The 17,677-nt window shown below is 38.5% G+C and carries 14 protein-coding genes; 9 read left to right on the top strand and 5 right to left on the bottom strand.

Annotated features, from left to right (window positions below):
- Nucleotides 1–56: 56 nt before the first annotated feature.
- Entirely contained in the window at nucleotides 57–1,091 is a 1,035-nt protein-coding gene (locus AAFN64_RS09995; RefSeq protein ID WP_300490883.1) for a formimidoylglutamase, read from the top strand.
- Nucleotides 1,092–1,152: 61 nt separating this feature from the next.
- Complete coding sequence (locus tag AAFN64_RS09990; protein WP_300490886.1) at nucleotides 1,153–2,409, top strand: DEAD/DEAH box helicase; 1,257 nt, start codon at nucleotides 1,153–1,155, stop codon at nucleotides 2,407–2,409.
- A gap of 415 nt (nucleotides 2,410–2,824) precedes the next feature.
- Here the strand turns inward: AAFN64_RS09990 and AAFN64_RS09985 are convergent, their stop codons facing one another.
- A complete protein-coding gene (locus AAFN64_RS09985) occupies nucleotides 2,825–3,493 on the bottom strand; it encodes a response regulator transcription factor (protein WP_300490889.1) in 669 nt (222 codons plus the stop codon).
- Nucleotides 3,481–4,257 (bottom strand): histidine kinase, encoded by a 777-nt coding sequence (locus tag AAFN64_RS09980; protein WP_300490893.1) that lies wholly within the window; start codon nucleotides 4,255–4,257, stop codon nucleotides 3,481–3,483. The genes AAFN64_RS09985 and AAFN64_RS09980 overlap by 13 nt, the downstream gene beginning before the upstream one ends.
- A gap of 281 nt (nucleotides 4,258–4,538) precedes the next feature.
- On the opposite strand from AAFN64_RS09980, the gene AAFN64_RS09975 reads away from it, so the two are divergent.
- A complete protein-coding gene (locus tag AAFN64_RS09975; protein ID WP_347760330.1) occupies nucleotides 4,539–4,676 on the top strand; it encodes a hypothetical protein in 138 nt (45 codons plus the stop codon).
- Nucleotides 4,677–4,992: 316 nt separating this feature from the next.
- On the opposite strand, the gene AAFN64_RS09970 is transcribed toward AAFN64_RS09975, so the two are convergent.
- Complete coding sequence (locus tag AAFN64_RS09970; protein ID WP_347760329.1) at nucleotides 4,993–5,310, bottom strand: hypothetical protein; 318 nt, start codon at nucleotides 5,308–5,310, stop codon at nucleotides 4,993–4,995.
- A 282-nt stretch (nucleotides 5,311–5,592) separates the two neighbouring features.
- Between AAFN64_RS09970 and AAFN64_RS09965 the strand changes: the two genes are divergently transcribed.
- Nucleotides 5,593–7,947, top strand: a complete 2,355-nt coding sequence (locus tag AAFN64_RS09965; RefSeq protein WP_347760328.1) for a GAF domain-containing protein — start codon at nucleotides 5,593–5,595, stop codon at nucleotides 7,945–7,947.
- Nucleotides 7,948–7,949: 2 nt separating this feature from the next.
- Here AAFN64_RS09965 and AAFN64_RS09960 read toward each other — a convergent pair whose 3' ends face one another.
- Nucleotides 7,950–9,137, bottom strand: a complete 1,188-nt coding sequence (locus AAFN64_RS09960; RefSeq protein WP_300490905.1) for a Pycsar system effector family protein — start codon at nucleotides 9,135–9,137, stop codon at nucleotides 7,950–7,952.
- 25 nt (nucleotides 9,138–9,162) lie between these two features.
- Between AAFN64_RS09960 and AAFN64_RS09955 the strand changes: the two genes are divergently transcribed.
- Nucleotides 9,163–12,882: a metallophosphoesterase gene (locus AAFN64_RS09955; protein WP_347760327.1), complete on the top strand. Its 3,720-nt coding sequence runs from the start codon at nucleotides 9,163–9,165 to the stop codon at nucleotides 12,880–12,882.
- On the opposite strand, the gene AAFN64_RS09950 is transcribed toward AAFN64_RS09955, so the two are convergent.
- Nucleotides 12,865–13,746, bottom strand: a complete 882-nt coding sequence (locus AAFN64_RS09950; protein WP_347760326.1) for a hypothetical protein — start codon at nucleotides 13,744–13,746, stop codon at nucleotides 12,865–12,867. The genes AAFN64_RS09955 and AAFN64_RS09950 overlap by 18 nt on opposite strands.
- Before the next feature lie 174 nt (nucleotides 13,747–13,920).
- Here AAFN64_RS09950 and AAFN64_RS09945 point away from each other — a divergent pair, with 174 nt between their 5' ends.
- The 4 genes from AAFN64_RS09945 to AAFN64_RS09930 all read left to right on the top strand — a co-directional run bounded on the left by AAFN64_RS09945 (nucleotide 13,921) and on the right by AAFN64_RS09930 (nucleotide 17,571).
- Nucleotides 13,921–14,118, top strand: a complete 198-nt coding sequence (locus tag AAFN64_RS09945) for a DUF2158 domain-containing protein (RefSeq protein WP_347760325.1) — start codon at nucleotides 13,921–13,923, stop codon at nucleotides 14,116–14,118.
- A 400-nt stretch (nucleotides 14,119–14,518) separates the two neighbouring features.
- Nucleotides 14,519–15,025 (top strand): hypothetical protein, encoded by a 507-nt coding sequence (locus AAFN64_RS09940; protein ID WP_347760324.1) that lies wholly within the window; start codon nucleotides 14,519–14,521, stop codon nucleotides 15,023–15,025.
- Nucleotides 15,026–15,095: 70 nt separating this feature from the next.
- Nucleotides 15,096–16,832, top strand: coding sequence for a HAMP domain-containing sensor histidine kinase (locus AAFN64_RS09935; RefSeq protein WP_347760323.1), 1,737 nt, complete (start codon nucleotides 15,096–15,098; stop codon nucleotides 16,830–16,832).
- Nucleotides 16,825–17,571 (top strand): response regulator transcription factor, encoded by a 747-nt coding sequence (locus AAFN64_RS09930; RefSeq protein WP_300490925.1) that lies wholly within the window; start codon nucleotides 16,825–16,827, stop codon nucleotides 17,569–17,571. The genes AAFN64_RS09935 and AAFN64_RS09930 overlap by 8 nt, the downstream gene beginning before the upstream one ends.
- Nucleotides 17,572–17,677: the final 106 nt, after the last annotated feature.

The following is a 17,677-nucleotide window of genomic DNA, read 5'->3' as shown; positions in this document are numbered from 1 at the left end:
CGTAAAATAACGAAAGTTTTATAGAAAATAGTATTTTTGGATGCAACATTTTTTATATGGAAAAGCTTATCCGATTTACACTAAACGACTTAACGAAAATTACCAATCACCGTAGCGGTGAGATAAAATTCGGAGAAAGGATCCAAACCGTACCCAAGGAAATGGATACGTTGGAATTTCTCCAGACCAGCGATGCCGAATTTGTTTTACTGGGAATTCCGGAAGACATCGGCGTACGTGCGAACCTGGGAAGAGCCGGAACTGCTTCGGCCTGGGAAAGCACTTTAAAAAGCATTGTAAACATCCAGAACAACCGTTTTTGTAAAGGCAGTCAACTACTGATATTGGGTAGTATTGACGTTTCCGAACAAATGGAAGCCATAAAAACGTTGGACATTACGGACAAGGAAGACCGCAGGCATTTTTTTAAAATGGTCGAAAAAATCGACAAAGAAGTGTCGCATATTGTCTGTCAGATTATCAAAGCCGGAAAGACGCCAATTGTGATTGGTGGCGGACATAATAATGCTTACGGGAACATTAAGGGACTTGCACTGGCAAAAGGAAGAGCCGTTAATGCCATTAATTTTGATGCGCATACCGATTTCCGCGCCTTAGAAGGACGCCACAGTGGCAACGGGTTTTCGTATGCTTTTGAAGAAGGTTTCCTGAAAAAATATTTTATTTTCGGATTACACGAAAGCTATACTCCAAAAAGCGTACTCGATTCGATTAAAAAAGTAACCGAAAAAATCCGTTATAATACGTACGAACAAATTGCCGTTCGCCGGGAAAAGGACTTTGATGATGAAATGGAAATCGCCTTAAAACATATCGCTACCGATGCTTTTGGTATCGAAATCGATTTGGACGCCCTTCCGGGAATTGCGAGTAGTGCGATGACGCTGAGCGGTTTTTCGGTAGCCGAATTACGCCAGTTTATTCACTACTTCGGTCAGAGTAGCAATGCTTCCTATCTACACATTTGCGAAGGCGCTCCGGATCTGGATCAGGACAAAAACAACCATCTTGTAGGGAAATTAATCGCCTATTTGATCACCGATTTTATGAAGGCGAAGCATAATATATAAACAAAACCAATATTTTAAAGTATTTTTGCAAACGATAACTACTAACAGTTATCGTTTTTTTATGCAATTTCAAGACTTAGATTTACTTCGCAATATACAACAGGCGCTTACCGAAGAAGGTTATGAAAACCCGACACCCATTCAGGAACAGGCCATTCCGATCATCATGGAAGGCACTGATCTTGTAGGTTGCGCCCAAACCGGAACGGGAAAAACGGCAGCTTTCGCCATCCCGATCCTGAATTTATTACACCGAATTGTCGGATCATCAAAGAAAGTAAAACACATTCGTACGCTAATTGTGACACCAACCCGCGAACTGGCGATCCAAATCGGGGAAAGTTTTACTACCTACGGAAAATACACCAATATCCGTACACTGGTTATTTTTGGTGGTGTAAACCAAACACCACAGGTGGATCAGCTTAAAAAAGGCGTTGACGTACTAATAGCTACTCCGGGGCGTTTACTGGATTTACACAAACAGGGTTTTATCGACCTCCATCATATGCACCATCTGGTTTTGGACGAAGCCGATCAGATGCTCGATATGGGTTTTATTAACGATGTTAAAAAGATTATCAAACTAACACCGGACAACCGCCAGACATTATTGTTTTCGGCGACGATGCCACTGGCGATACGCGAATTGGCCGATACGTTCCTGACGCAACCGAAATATGTGTCGGTAGCGCCAATTTCCAGTACTGCCGAAACCGTACAGCAAAAAGTATACTTTGTTGAAAAAGAAGACAAGCGAAAATTATTGTATCATATCATCCGTAACGACAAACTTTCCAACGTTTTGGTTTTTGCCCGAACCAAGCACGGTGCCGACAACGTTGTAAAAGCCCTAAAAAAGAACGGTATTAACGCCGAAGCCATTCACGGAGACAAATCACAGTCGGCACGTCAACGTGTTCTGGACGGCTTTAAAAGCAAAGAAGTTTCCGTTTTGGTTGCCACTGATATTGCCGCCAGAGGAATCGACATCGAGCAATTGCCGTTTGTGATCAATTTTGATTTACCCAATATTCCCGAAACCTACGTACACCGTATCGGACGAACCGGACGTGCCGGAAATACCGGATTGGCCTTATCCTTTTGCGGAAGAGACGAAAAACCGTATTTACAGGATATTGAAAAACTGACCCGTCAGAAAATTAAAGTTGTGGATGATCATCCGTTTCCATGGAAAGAAGGCGAGAAAAAAGAAGAGCAGCCCGGAGCCAAAAAAGACTTCCGCAACAAAAACAAAAACCAGTCAAAATCACGTAAATCACCGGAATCCAAGAAGAATAAAAAACGTTGGTATTAGTATAAAAGAAAAAAGCAGCCCCCCTATGAGCTGCTTTTTTTTTTCAAAAAAACTAAAGATATGCAAATAAAAACTTATGTATAATAAATAAGGTTTTCTAGATAAAAAAATAAAAATGCTGAACTGTTAGCCGCTCAGCATTTTAACCCAAAATTAAAAGAACTTCACTAACTAAAATACACCATAAATGATGTAAAAGAGACCATATTTATTATCAACTTAAAAAGTTTAGGAACACACAGTTAATAAATCAATAAAGGGCAATATGGTCTTTTTTAAACTTACTAAATGAAAAACTCTATTGAGACAAAATTCCACATTCCTGAGCTAAAATGCAATACGTAAAAATACTGATTTTCTATCCGGTAAAACACGTGGTTTTCCCACAAACAGGGGGATTTCACTGTTAATGAAGTTATAATTCGGTTAATTCCTCGATTGAAATCAACTGGTGGCGAAGTGCAAAAAGGATTACGCCAATGAAGTTTTTGGAGTTGGTTTTCTCCATAATGCGTTTGCGGTGCGTTTCCACGGTACGCACATTAATATGCAGCTTGTCGGCAATTTCGATACTGCTCAGCTCTTTACAAGCCATACGGATCACATCCATTTCCCGATCGGAAATTGTAATTGACGAAGCGGTAATTTTTGGTTTGTTGTTTTTCTCCCATAAAATCGCTTCCCGCAATACCATTCCCAATTCCTGTCCGAAATAGAAATCCTTATCCCGAATACTTTTTATGGCATTTTCAAGCTGTTCCGGTTCGGAGTTTTTGGTAAAGAAACCATGTGCGCCCAATTCCATCACCTTATGAATACTTTCTTTGGTGGTGAGTTGTGAGACGATGAGTACTTTCATTTCCGGATAATGCTTACGGATATGTTCACAGGTTTCAAAACCATCCATACCCGGCATTTGAATATCCAATAACAATAAATCCAGAGTATGATCCTGAATCTGATCCAATAGATCGAGCCCGTTCTGGGCTTCCAGAACGACATTGGTATTTTCAAAAGAATTGATCAAAAAGGACAAACTTTTTCTAAAAAGTTTATGATCGTCCACAATACCTACTCTAAGCACTTTTCTTTCTTTAATGTAATGGTGAAACTATTTCCGGTTTCGATTTCATTCTGAACAAAATCGGCACCGACAATCTTTAATCGGGAGTTAATATTTTTAACGCCCGTTCCTTTTGATGTAGCCAAAAGTTGTGTAAAGTTAATCGGAATTCCGTTATCCTGTAGCGTAATTGTAAAAAAAGTGTCAGAAAGTACCATTGTTACGATCGATTCTGTCACTTTTCCATATTTGATCATATTGGTTGTAAACTCCTGAACAATACGAAACAACTCATAGGCAACCGGAGCGGCAATTTTAAATTCCTCCTGATTACTCACCACTTTAAAATCGATTTCCGTTTTCTTTTTCAATCCGTCCAGATAATCCGTAAGCGCTGTAACCAAACCGTATGTTTCCAATAGCGGTGGCATAATATTATAGGAAACTTTACGGGTATTTTCCAGTGCCATTTCGACACCGGAGCGGATTTCGTCAAAAATCTCCTGATTTCCGACAATACTTCCGTTTCGTTGTAAGATTGTTAAGTAATTCCGAATCGCATTCAGATCGCCGGACACACTATCGTGCAAATCGGCTGCGATACGTTTTCGTTCATTTTTTTCGGTTTCCAGAGACGTTTTTAGCAACAACTCCGTTTCTTTCCGTTTCATTTTGTAGAAATGATTCTGGTAGTACAATACCAGCGATAGTAAACCAAAAGCCAGGAAAAGCATTCCAAGCGTTCCCAACCAAAAAGCAATTTTTATTTCTTCTGAATTCTCCATATCCCTACCATTAAAAATATATTTTTGATGATAATCAAGATTAGATTAAAAACCCAAAAATCCTCGAACACGAGGGTTGGAGTTTGATCAATAATATCACCCATCAAAAATAGAAATAAGGTACCGGAAAAGTAGAAAATAAAACCCGATATATAGTAAAAAAGTGGAAAATTCCACAGGTATTGTTCGGACAGATTATGGAAGACATCTTTAAACCACAGAATAACAAAAGTATAGACGAATATCGCTTCGATAAGCGACAGGTAGGAATCGCCCTTTAAATGACTCCATTTGTTCCAAACAAAGAGCAAGCCGATAAAGGTGAGCAGAAAAACGGTACCGAAAAAGTAGAAAAGTGGCCGGTATCGCTTTTTAAAAACCTTCCAAAAGAAATAAAAAAGCACAAAAAACTCCGGTAATAGATAGGCTCGGAACCAAATATCGGAATTCAATTTAAGGATTAGCGTACAAATGAGCTCATAAGCACTGGCTATAAAAGTGAGCCAGACAAAAGGAGCTATATAGGCAGCCTCTGGAGGCAATTGCCGCTGTCGTTTCCGGATTAGGAATAGAATCAGGGGAATAAAGCCTACGAATGTTGATGTTACCGCTATAGCATATACTGGTCTCAAAATAGATCCGATTGAGGTTTTTGAAATTACGCAAATATATAAACTAAAACCTGTCGGATTTCCCAACAGGTTTAAAAATTAGATTTTAAAACAGAATAGCTAACTATCCCTGGAATAACGGACTGGCAATATCGCACATATCCGGGCAACGTACCCCTCTGTCGAATATTTTACCATCCACCATATCGCGACCTTCGGCATTTACGCCAACCACAACAATATTCGGGCAGTCTTCTTCTTCGTTATAACCGTTATAGATTCGGATTCCTACACATCCCTCCTGATTTAGAACATCCTGTACATGCTCAGCTCCAAAAGCAAATGCTTTCACTCCTTTTGGAAACCTTGCGTTGTGTGCTTTCACATAGGTCATTGCTTGTTCTAAACTAATCGCTTCTCCTAAACTTTTACTAAATTCCATTTTGATTATATTAAAATTCTCCGCGAAATTAGGAATCACTACTTTTTATGAAAATACCTGTAAACACGTAAATTTGTACGTATAAATACGTAACGACAACCTTTTTTTATCCCTACTTTCCCGGATAAAAGGTCTGCGATCAAAATAATTTGGGCAATTTTACGGATTAATCAACAGTTGAAACAGGGTGTTTATACCTGTTTTTTTGCACTTTTTTAGCTACCTCCGGAGCATCGCATTACAATATTTATTAGTAATTTTACAGCACCAAATGCAATGAAGATGAATCTGAACCAATACCCCGAAAGTCCCTTTAAAATCAAAGTATCCTTTCATAAAGTATTAGAGACCCTGGAACACATTGCCCACTCGGATGATACCGATTATCGTTCCAACTATGCCAAAGCCTTATTGAAAGAAGCTGCTACGGTTCCGGAATTACGGGACGGGATTACCTCATATGATCAGATTCAGCAACAGGAAAAGCTAATTCACAATTTACTGGCCGACCTTTTCCCTACGGCCTTAACCCATAACGAAATCAAAGCGGTTACGGTTCCTTTTCAAAACATTACGTTTAATTATACCGAACGCTTTAAAAAAATACTAAAAGAAGCCGGGAAAGACTTCGATATGACCATCCGGGATTTTGATCAACAACAGTTTTATATTCTGAACTGTTGTCTGATTTTAAACTCCTTTTACAATCGGGATTTTGATTTTAGTCGACCGCTTTTCTACGATATTCCGGACAAAGACGGAATTATCCGCCATTATCGGATTATGTATAACGCCGATTTTATGGAAATTATTCCAACGGAAAAATCGGTAAAACTTACCGAAGAAGACATCGATTTATTGGTTGACAACTTCGATAACATTGCTTTGTGGAAAGAAAAATTCCCACAGGAAAGTTGGATTTTAAAAGGATTCGGAATTGTGATTCTCTTTGATGCGACGATAGAAAATTCGGTTTCCAACCTAAAAAGTAATTTACTGAAACCGGACAAACAGAAACTAAACGACGACAATAGTACAGAGACAATTTTCCGTTCCATCTATAAAATACCGGATTTACGGATTGGTTTTACGCCCTATAACAGCGAAGAACAAAAATTTGAGCTGGTTCCCAATCGGAAATTCACCAGTTTTATCCTCACACACGAATGCAAAAATGCGTTGTGTAGTAGCTCGTTTGAAACTCTTATCCGCGAAAAGAAATATTTTGCAATATCCGATACCATGCGTTTTGTGGAATGTTCGGAAGACAAATCTTTAGGCAAACATCTGTTGGCGCAAAACATCAGAAGCTGTATTTTGGCTCCGGTTGTAAAAGACGACAAAATACTTGGAATTATCGAACTCGCTTCGTCTTATCCACAAAAACTGAATAGTTTAAATGCTAACAAACTTGAGTTGATCATGCCATTTTTGGTCGATACGGTCGATCGGTATCATTCCGAATGGCAAAACCATATCGAAGCTGTTATTCAAAAAGAATATACCGCCATTCACCCGAGTGTATACTGGAAATTCAAGATCGAAGCCGAAAACTATTTAACCGAAAGCAGTCAGGAAAAAGAATATATTTTCAAAGAGATTGTCTTTAAAGATGTATACCCGCTCTACGGTCAGATTGACATTAAAGGATCGTCGGATGCCCGAAATAAAACGGTACAAGAGGATTTAAAAAACCAATTGGAAATGATCATCTCTATTCTGGAACAGATGAAATCCGGAGTAAACCTGATGTTACTGGAACAACGCAAATTTGAAATTGAATCCTTATTAAAAGAATTGGCCGCTTCATTAAAAGCCGATACCGAACAACAGATTCAGATTTATATTCAGAATGAGATTCATCCGATTCTGAAAAATGCGAAAAGTAACCATCTGGAAGAAGAGCTTATTGATGCTTATTTCGAAAAACTGGATGAAAAAACGGGTACCTTTTATGATTCCCGTAGAAAATTTGATCTCGCTTTATCACTTACCAATAAAAAAATGGCTTCCATTCTCGATGCCAAACAGGTAGAAGCACAAACGATTTTCCCGCATTATTACGAGCGTTTCAAAACCGATGGTGTGGAACACAACCTCTATATCGGGGCTTCCATCGCGCCACAACGGAATTTTGATCTGATGTTTTTACAGAACCTTCGTTTATGGCAGTTACAAGCCTTATGCGAAATGGAAATCGAACACGAGAAACTCAAACTATCATTACCTTTTCAATTGGAAGTGACCTCGCTGGTACTCGTTTTCAGTTCACCTATTGCGATCCGTTTCCGTATGGATGAAAAACGTTTTGACATTGACGGTACCTATAATGCCCGTTACGAAGTGGTTAAAAAGCGAATTGACAAAGCCCATATCCGCGGAACGGACGAACGCATCACCGAACAGGGTAAAATCACGATTGTTTATTCGCATCTGGCCGAGGAAACCGAATACAAAAAGTACATTCAGTTCCTGCAATTCAAAGGCATTCTGGAGCCAAATATCGAAAGTTTTGACGTCGAAAGCCTACAAGGTGTTTCCGGCTTAAAAGCCCTTCGCGTAAAAGTAAATTACAAATCGCAAAAAGGGACAACCCGAACCTATAGTTATCAGGAATTACTGGACGAACTGAAATAAGATCAAACGCCCAGTGAACGGAATGCGATTACGAATACAATTACCGAAAAGATAATCCCGATCATAAAGATCGTATAGGTGATGCGCAATAATTTGTATTTGCGATCCAATACCAATCCGAGGTAATATAGATCCTTGATCATGGAATTATACAAATAATCCCGGTCTTTCATCATGACGTTCATCGCCCATTGGTATTCGTCGATTGGCATTTTGTAAAAATTACCAAAAAAGAGCAGATTCACTTTTTTATCTTCGATATCCTTACGGGTAAAGGTTCCGCTGGTTACTTTGGGGCGGGTTGACAATATGGCAAAAATGATCGACAATACGCTAAACATAATCATCGTAAACGTTGGTATGATCAAATGCGAATTACTCGGACTGTCCAATTTAGGTACCAAAGTCGATAGTGCGATGGAAATGATAATCGCATTAACCGATAAAAGAATATTCGCCTTACTGTCGGCAATATCACTCAATCGCGTATGATTGCTTAGCGTCACGCGAAACATCGTATCAATACCGCGTTCGGGACGTTCCAGTTTTTCCAGTTTCTTTTTTTTGATATTCGATTTCGAATCGGCTCTGTCTTCCGTTAATTTCTGGATGATTCGCTGGCATTCGATCGTATTTTTTTCTTTTTTCGGTTGCCAGTTGGTTTTAGCAAAATCGGTATAATAACGATGACATTGTACCATCATGGCCCGGTTTCCCATAGCCCATTCCAGATCGGTATAATTCTTTTGTTGCGTCAGTTTCCATTCTTCGCGCAAAAGTTCGCTCAATTCACTATAATTATCGGCTGCAAAATGAAAATAATCGGCATCCTTAATAATCTTTTGCGCCAGATTTTCCGGTTCCCGATCGATTTTCGTAGCCCGGATAATTTCTTTTACTTCTTCAATATACGCCTCAGATTTCTCTTGTCCCCGAAGGAATTTTTCTACAATATGCGTTCCGCATTCTTCGTGTTCGGTACAACCTTCCGTATAACCGGTATCGTGAAACCAGGCTGCTATCATAATTTTCTCAGCCGTATCGGGATCAACTTTTTCATTTTCAACAAGTTGTTTGGCCGCAGACACCACCCGTACAGTATGATTAAAATTATGGTAAGTATATGAAATAGAAAGTTTATCTTTGAGTAAGGCGAAAACGTAATTTTCAGCTTGTTCTATAATATTCATAAGCCAATTTTTATCCCTCTAAATTATGAAATTGTTTTGGTTAAGTATTGATAAGAAACGTAATTATATACTATTTCAGTATGTATTGTTTATTTTATTATTCCAATCCTGTGCCACCCATACCATACAGACGGGTAAAAATCTTACCGATACAATTGACAACCAAGCGATAAGCAAAAGTCCGGAATACCAATTATATTTGGTGGGCGATGCCGGAAATTCGGATGAAAGCAACGGTCAGCAAACACTTAAATCGTTGGAAACCCAATTAAAAAACGCAGGAAAAAACACCACCTTACTGTTTTTGGGCGATAATATTTATCCGTACGGTTTTCCGGATTCCAAAAATGAAGCCGCACAACAACTGGCCCGACAAAAACTGGACAATCAGATACAAATGGGGAAATTATTTCCCGGTAAAACTATATTTATTCCGGGGAATCATGACTGGTACAGTGGCGTAAAAGGACTGGAACGTCAGGAAAAATATGTGGTGGATCAATTAAAAGACAAAAAAGCATTTTTACCCCGAAAAGGTTGTGCTATTGACGATATCAAGCTGAGCGACCGCATTACGATGATCACAATTGATAGTGAGTGGTACCTTGAAAACTGGGATCAACATCCCACGATAAACGACAATTGCAATATCAAAACCCGGGACGATTTTTTTGAGGAACTCGAAAGTTTGATCAACAAAAATCAGGACAAAACCATTGTTCTGGCTATTCACCATCCGCTGATGAGCAATGGGTCACACGGAGGCCAGTTTTCACTTCGAAAAGAACTGTTTCCACTGGAAAAAGACATCCCCTTGCCTTTTGTTGGTTCGTTGATCAACCTGATCCGAAAAACCTCCGGAATTAGTCCGCAGGATATCCAAAACAAACAATATACTGCCTTAACCAAAAGAATCAAAACCCTGATTCAGGGCAAAGACAATATCGTAGTCGTTTCCGGCCACGATCATAATTTGCAATATATCGAACACAACAACATCAAACAGGTGATTAGTGGTTCCGGATCGAAAAGAGAAGCCGCAAGAAGCATCTTTCCAAACGACTTCTCCTCTGGCGACAACGGTTATGCCCGACTGGATTTTGACGCAGACGGTTCGGTAGCGTTGAGCTTTTTCGATAAAAACAATACGACTTTATACCAGCAAACTATCATTAAGCCGGAAACCGAAACGCACCCGGCTTCCTATCCTGATACTTTTCCGGCCATTACCAAAGCTTCTATTTATTCGAAAAAAATGACCTCCAAAAGTGGTTTTTACCGTTTTTTATGGGGCGAACACTACCGCAAATATTATAGCATGCCGATAATGGTGCAAACGGCGACACTCGACACCCTTATGGGCGGATTAAAACCCGTACGCGCCGGCGGTGGTCATCAGTCAAAATCCCTGCGATTAAAAGACGAAAATGGCAAAGAATTCGTCATGCGTGCCTTAAAAAAGAGTGCCTCCCGATTTTTACAATCGGTAGCTTTTAAAGATCAGTTTGTCGAAAATGAGTTTGAAAACACTTTTGCAGAGAATTTCCTTTTGGATTTTTATACCTCATCCCACCCCTATATTCCCTTTATGGTAGGCAATCTGGCCCAGCCTATAGGTGTAAGCGCGACCAATCCGAAACTGTATTACATTCCAAAACAGGCGGCATTAGGTGCTTTTAACGACCGTTTTGGTGACGAATTGTATATGATTGAAGAACGTCCGAGCGACAGTCATGCGGAACACGAAAGCTTTGGTGAAGCGGATGCCATAGTGGGTACCGACGATGTGTTGAAAAACCTAAAAAAGGACGAAAAATACAAAATCAACGAGAGCGAATATATCAAAGCGCGCTTATTTGATATGCTGATAGGCGACTGGGATCGTCACAGTGATCAATGGCGATGGGCCGAAAACAAAGAAGGAAACACTATCGTATACCGTCCGATTCCAAGAGACCGTGATCAGGCTTTTAGCAAATATGACGGTGCCTTGCTTTCTCCATTGATGCGCGTTCCGGCCATACGTCATATGCAGGGTTTTGGCGAAAACATCCGCAGTGTCAAATGGTTTAATATGGAACCCTACCCTATGGACCTTTCTTTTGCCGCCAATGCTACCGAAAACGACTGGATCGCACAAGCCCGATATATCCACGACAATCTAACCGATGCGCTAATTGACAATGCTTTTTTTAACCTACCGGAAGAAGTGAACGATGCGACGATCGAAGACATCAAAAAGAAATTAAAAATCCGTAAAACACATTTGGAACAATATGCTTCCGAATATTACAAAGTGCTGCACAAAACCGTACTGATTGTCGGGACGGATAAAAAAGACAAATTTATAATCGACCGAACCAACAACGGCTCTGTAACGGTTTCCAACATCCGCTTAAAAAATAGCGGAGAAGAATTGATCAACTCCAAAACCTATCCCGATAGCGAAACAAAAGAAATCTGGATTTACGGACTAAATGATGATGATCAGTTTGAAGTAAAAGGCGACGGGAAATCCAAAATCAAAATCCGATTGCTCGGTGGTCAGAATCACGATACCTATACCGTTGAAAATGGCAAAAAAGTAATTGTGTACGATTTTAAATCCAAAGAAAACACCTATTCGCTGGACGGTAAAACCCGTAAATTCCTAACCGACGATTACGAAATCAACTCCTACGATTACAAAAAACCGAAGTACAACGCTTTTAACAGTCTGCCGACAATTGGTTATAATCCGGACGACGGTTTTAAACTCGGAATGATCGGCTCCTATACCGTTAATGGTTTTAACCGTGCCCCGTATTCGAGTATGCACGGCTTTAAAGCCAACTATTATTTTGCGACCCACGGTTTTGAATTAACCTATAATGCGGTAGTAACCAAAGTAATTGGTGACTGGCAGTTTGAATTTGAAGCACGCTTTACAAGTCCGAATTTTGCGATTAATTATTTCGGATATGGTAATGAAACCGAAAACCAGGACGAAACACTCGGAATGGATTACAATCGGGTTCGCATCCAATCGTATAAAGCGGCTCCGGCACTACGAAAAATAGGCCGAAACGGCAGCGATATACAAATCCAAGCGACTTTTGAGAATATCGAAGTTGAAGATACCCAAAACCGTTATATCAACATTCCGGGTGTGATTAATCCGAAAGTATTCGAAAACCTGCAATTTGCCGGACTGAACTTTAAATACGGCTTTGAAAATTACGATAATCCGTCGCTTCCCACTATGGGTATGGGCTTTTCGATCCTGGGAAGCTGGAAGATGAATCTATCCGACACCAATCGCAATTTCCCATATATCGAAAGCAAACTGAACTTCAATCATAAAATTGATCCGGAAGGAAAACTGGTACTGGCTACGATTTTAAAGGGGAAGTTTTTACTCAACAACAATTTCGAGTTTTATCAGGGCGCGACGATTGGCGGTGACCATGATATCCGCGGTTTCCGAAACGAACGCTTTTTAGGGAAACAGGCTTTTTACCAAAGTTCTGATTTGCGCCTTACACTCGGAAAAATCCGTAAAAGTATTATCCCGATGACTTTCGGAATGATTGGCGGATTTGATTACGGTCGCGTATGGCTAGACGGTCAGGATTCCCAAAAATGGCACAACTCCTATGGTGGCGGTTTATGGCTAAACGGCTTAAATGTGATCACCGCACGGGTGACTTATTTCAGAAGTAACGAAGACGGTCGGATTGCATTTGGATTAGGATTTGGTTTTTAAGGTTTTTATAGCAACCTCATATACCTTACCCCCATTTTTTTTGACTTTTTCATCCGCAATAATCAACGTGTCCTTATCGGTAAAGGTAATGGCTTCTTTTTGCGACATATGATTCAGTTCCAGTCGGGTTACTTTTCCGTTAAAGAAATCGTCATTTTTAAAATCTTCGAACAACCATACTTTCGTATGACTTAACAGTACCATCTGTTTGCCATCCGGGCTAATTGCCGCACTGGTAACCGCGCAATGGTTATAGATATCGCAGGTTTTAAACGATCCCAATAATTCGGCTTTATGATTTCCGGCTTTATTGGGCACGCGATATAACAAGGTTGTTCCGTCGAATCCTTTGCTACGGTTTTTAGTAAATAGGTAGAAATTGTCTTTCCAGATAAAAAAACCTTCTACATCATACCATAATTCTGTTTTTTTAGGAGGAAATGCTTTTTGTTCCGGATAAGAAAAATGAATGCTCGCACTGGAATTGGCTTCCGGTTGCGCTAAATCGGCCGCATTGACTTTATAAATTACCAAATCCTTACGCGTATTATCGTTATTTCCGAAATCGCCTATATACATATTTTTATGTTCATCCATCGTGAGATCTTCCCAATCGGTATTGGTTGCATTTCCAACCGTCACCGTATGTTGGATCGCTCCTTCCCGATCCAATTGGTACACTTTATTTTCATTACCGCTATCTTCGATCACCCACAAACTTTTACCGTTATCGGAGGTTGTGATTCCCGATACTTCTTTTAATTTTTTAGGAAGTTGAAACAAAACCGGTAATTCTTTTTTGGTTGTACAACAAAAAAGAAGAGTAAGACTAAGCAGGAAAAAAGTCGTTTTGATCGTTTTCATAACAGCGTGAATTCTTATTTCTTTCAAAGATAGTATAAATACAACTCCGATGTTGGTAACCGAAAAAACAGTAATTTATTTTGTACTTACTATAAAAAATGGTAATTATATATTAATTTACACTGGTGTTATTTTTTTTCTTACATTAACAGATAATTTTAAAATCATAATATTATGCCTGAGCCAATATTTAAAATTGGAGATATAGTTACTCTAAAATCTGGAAGTGTAAAAATGACTATAAATGCACTTAAACATAATAGACCTCTCAGTGGTACTCCTTACTTTAATGGTTTTGTAACTTGTAAATGGTTTTCCGATGGAAAACTAAATGAAAGTGAGTTTCATCAGGATGCATTAGACCTCGGTTAATTCTCTATAATATTTCTATCAGTTGAGAGATAGAAGCCGGTTTTTAGTTGTAGGGCTATTTTCAATAGTTCTATCTTATGTTCTATATTCATAATCAGTATTATTTACATTTTTAGAATTAAAAAAATTAGCTCTTTCTGAAAAGGAAGGGCTTTTTTTGTTGTTTTAAAAAATAAACCGATACCATTCGTCATCGGTTTTTATGATTCCGATCATTTAAATGCAAGCGGAGCCAAAAAACTATCGATATACCTTAATGAATGCACTAATAATATTCTAAACAAGAAGCTGTAATCGCATTTTAATAGCAACTTAACAAACAGAGAATGTAAAAACAGGCTTTATGTGATTTTTTTATGTACTTTCAATCGAACAAAAATAATCCCAAAAAAGAATAGTTATGCGTACAACAAAGCAACAAAATCCTACATGCGAACAGAAAGTTAAACCGACTGGTATCGCAATAAATAACGTTAAAGTGAATCGGTTGGAGGCACAAATCGACTTTCCAAATCCAAGACATGACAAACCATTACCTCCAATTTCTCAGGCAACAATCAATAAGAATAACGAATTAGAAATCAGTATTGTCGTATTTATTAGTCAAAACACTGAAATCAAAGGAGATGAATTAGGTGTTATTCAGGATTTTAGTTATACAAACGACCAAATTCCGTTTGCTAATTTTTACGTTTGTTATGATATCGCACCGGAACCCTGTGCCACCTTCAATATTTTTCAACTGAATTTTATCGCCGATCCGAAAGGCTTTGTTCCCAATGCAACCCTACCAAAAGGCTTACCCATACCGAATCTTTTAGAACTACCCGAAATTGTGACCTTTTTATGGGACGAAGACCCGGTTGGTTCCCGAGGTACGGTTACGACGGTACAATCGGGCGTATAACGGCGAATGGTTAAAAAACAGCGCGTATTTACACGCTGTTTTTTACTTAAATTGCGGTAAAAATCACCAGATGAAAGCCGTTTTTAAAATCGTATTTTTAAGTTTTTTGTGCTATTCCCAATTCACACTAGCGCAACAAAACTATAGCCCTTTTGAAAAAGAAATCATAACCAAAAGCAAGCCTCTTCTTGATCATCCTGATTTTGCCAAAGCACAGGGCTTTTTTTTACAAAAAGAATGGGACTCCTGTTTTGTTTATACCCTGAAACAACTAAGTATCGAAAATCAAAAAAAAGAGATTCAAGACTTTTGCCATTTCTTTAGAGGTTTCGGTTTTAAAGCGAAAAAACTTTTTAAGGAAAGTAAGAAAGAATTTCAATTCATCAGCAATGATTTTCCATTCCACAATCACATTAAAATGTTTCTAGGCGAAATAGCCTTGGAAGAAAAACAATTCAATACCGCCATCAATTATTTTAACGCAATTGAACAACTGCATCCCGATTTGCTTTTGGGAATCAAAAAAAGTAGTGTCAAACACAACCTGGGATTGTGTTATTTGCATTTGGAAAAATACGATAAAGCAGAGCATTATTTACTAGAAGAGTTACAACTGGAAGAAGCGCAAAACGATACTGCTGTACTCGTGGGTTCTTATGGCGATATTGCCACATTGTATTATGATCAATATAAAGACAATCTCGCGATTCCCTATTTTGAAAAAGCCTATCATCTTTCGAAAAAAGTAAACAATTACCAATTAAAACAAAATGCAGCCTTGAATATGGCTGTGGTCGAAGAGAATCGGAAAGATTACATCAAAGCGCTGACCTATCGAAAAGAGTATGAACAGTGGAAAGACTCCCTAAACGATCAGAATAAAGTATGGGAAGTTGCTCAACTTGAAAAACAATTTACGGTAAAACAAAAACAAAAGGAAGTCAGTCTGTTGAAAGCCGAAAATAAAATTAAAATCGCAGAGCGAAACGGACTCTTATATTCGGCCATCATTCTGTTATTGTTATTGGGTACAGCCGTTTATTTTTACCGCGAAAAAACAAAAAATAACAAAATTATATTGGCTCAAAAAGAAGCACTTTCCGAGTTAAATGCCACAAAAGACAAACTATTTTCCATCGTGAGTCATGATTTGCGTTCCGCTGTCAATGCCCTGAAAATCAGTAACGCTAAATTATTGGAAAATTTAGCCGCCAAAAACCTCGACGAGCTGGATTCACTGTTACAGCGCAATAGCGCCATTGCAAATGGTACCTATAACTTATTGGATAATTTATTGCACTGGGCATTGTTACAAACAAAACAATCGTATTTTGAAATAACAGCTATCCGTTTGTATCATTGCATCGAACAAATGGCTTATAATTATCAGCCTTTGATGCTTGAAAAGAATCTTGTTTTTGAAAATACCGTTTCCAAAAATGATTTTGTTTGTGCCGATCAGGAATCTTTAAAAATAATACTTCGGAATTTTATCGACAATGCGATTAAGTTTTCAAATGAAAATGGATTTATAAAAATATATACCCAAAATACCGATGAAAAGTATTGTACTTTAATCATAGAAGATAACGGAATTGGTATGGATGCGGCGCTACAAACAGCCTTATTAAACGAAACAACACTATTGTCGAAAACAGAAAATGAAGCCATAGTCGGCACGGGTCTGGGAATGCAATTGTGTAAATCATTGATTCAAAAAAACAACGGAAAATTAGACTTAAAAAGTGACGTTGGGAAAGGGACAAAAATCATTGTATCTTTGATTAAAAAGCAATCCAATGGATAATGTAAACATACTTATTATTGAAGACACCCCTTTAGAGAGCGAGGCGTTAATAAAAGTATTGAAAGCACATAATTATACAATCACGGGCGTCGCTACCAATCATAAAGAGGCCTTAACGCTTTTTTACAATCATAAAGTCGATATCGTTATCATTGACATTTTTTTAAATGGTTTACCCGACGGACTTGCTTTTGCCGAAACCATCAGTGTTGTTCCCAATGCTGCCAGGCCTTTCGTTTTTTTGACAAGTTCGACAGACCGACAACTATTTGAACGGGCAAAACTCACAAATCCATTTAGTTATCTGATCAAACCCTTTAACGAGCTGGAACTTTTATATGCTCTTGAACTCGCTGTTGAAAAATTCTACAATCAAAATGATGTGTTTCTTGGCGAAGAAGAAAATACGATTATCAGTCAGGATTATTTATTTATTAAAAAAGGAAAGTCCCTTAAAAAAGTGGAAATCCGTGATATTATCTATATTGAAGTCGAAGAAAAATACTGTAGCATTGTCACCGAAACCGAAAAATTTGTCATTCTGATATCCTTAACCAAAATTTTGGAGTTGTTCGATAGTCAAGTATTTTGTAGAACACATCGCAATTTTATCGTGAATACTAAAAAGATAACCGAGATCATTCCGATAGACAATTTGGTGCTACTGAAAGGGGACCATAAAGTAATCCTCAGCGACAAATACAAAGACAGTATTACCCAGCGTTATATTTTAAAGTAATCCTTCCCGCTTTTCCCAAAACCGATTCATCATAATCCTTTTTATGATTATGGTAAATGAAGTTTTAATTTGTACTTCCGATTGGGAATCTTATGCCTAAAAAGCA

It is taken from the genome of Flavobacterium sp. CAU 1735, assembly GCF_039888695.1.
Taxonomy (GTDB): Bacteria; Bacteroidota; Bacteroidia; order Flavobacteriales; family Flavobacteriaceae; genus Flavobacterium.
Note: the sequence above shows the minus strand (reverse complement) of the source record. Positions and strands in the feature narration are given on the sequence as shown.

Coding starts and splice junctions, on each gene's coding strand:
- AAFN64_RS09995 (WP_300490883.1), top strand. CDS start 57: ATGGAAAAGCTTATCCGATTTACACTAAACGACTTAACGAAAATTACC.
- AAFN64_RS09990 (WP_300490886.1), top strand. CDS start 1,153: ATGCAATTTCAAGACTTAGATTTACTTCGCAATATACAACAGGCGCTT.
- AAFN64_RS09980 (WP_300490893.1), bottom strand. CDS start 4,257: ATGGAGAATTCAGAAGAAATAAAAATTGCTTTTTGGTTGGGAACGCTT.
- AAFN64_RS09975 (WP_347760330.1), top strand. CDS start 4,539: ATGACTCCATTTGTTCCAAACAAAGAGCAAGCCGATAAAGGTGAGCAG.
- AAFN64_RS09970 (WP_347760329.1), bottom strand. CDS start 5,310: ATGGAATTTAGTAAAAGTTTAGGAGAAGCGATTAGTTTAGAACAAGCA.
- AAFN64_RS09965 (WP_347760328.1), top strand. CDS start 5,593: ATGAATCTGAACCAATACCCCGAAAGTCCCTTTAAAATCAAAGTATCC.
- AAFN64_RS09960 (WP_300490905.1), bottom strand. CDS start 9,137: ATGAATATTATAGAACAAGCTGAAAATTACGTTTTCGCCTTACTCAAA.
- AAFN64_RS09955 (WP_347760327.1), top strand. CDS start 9,163: ATGAAATTGTTTTGGTTAAGTATTGATAAGAAACGTAATTATATACTA.
- AAFN64_RS09950 (WP_347760326.1), bottom strand. CDS start 13,746: ATGAAAACGATCAAAACGACTTTTTTCCTGCTTAGTCTTACTCTTCTT.
- AAFN64_RS09945 (WP_347760325.1), top strand. CDS start 13,921: ATGCCTGAGCCAATATTTAAAATTGGAGATATAGTTACTCTAAAATCT.
- AAFN64_RS09940 (WP_347760324.1), top strand. CDS start 14,519: ATGCGTACAACAAAGCAACAAAATCCTACATGCGAACAGAAAGTTAAA.
- AAFN64_RS09935 (WP_347760323.1), top strand. CDS start 15,096: ATGAAAGCCGTTTTTAAAATCGTATTTTTAAGTTTTTTGTGCTATTCC.
- AAFN64_RS09930 (WP_300490925.1), top strand. CDS start 16,825: ATGGATAATGTAAACATACTTATTATTGAAGACACCCCTTTAGAGAGC.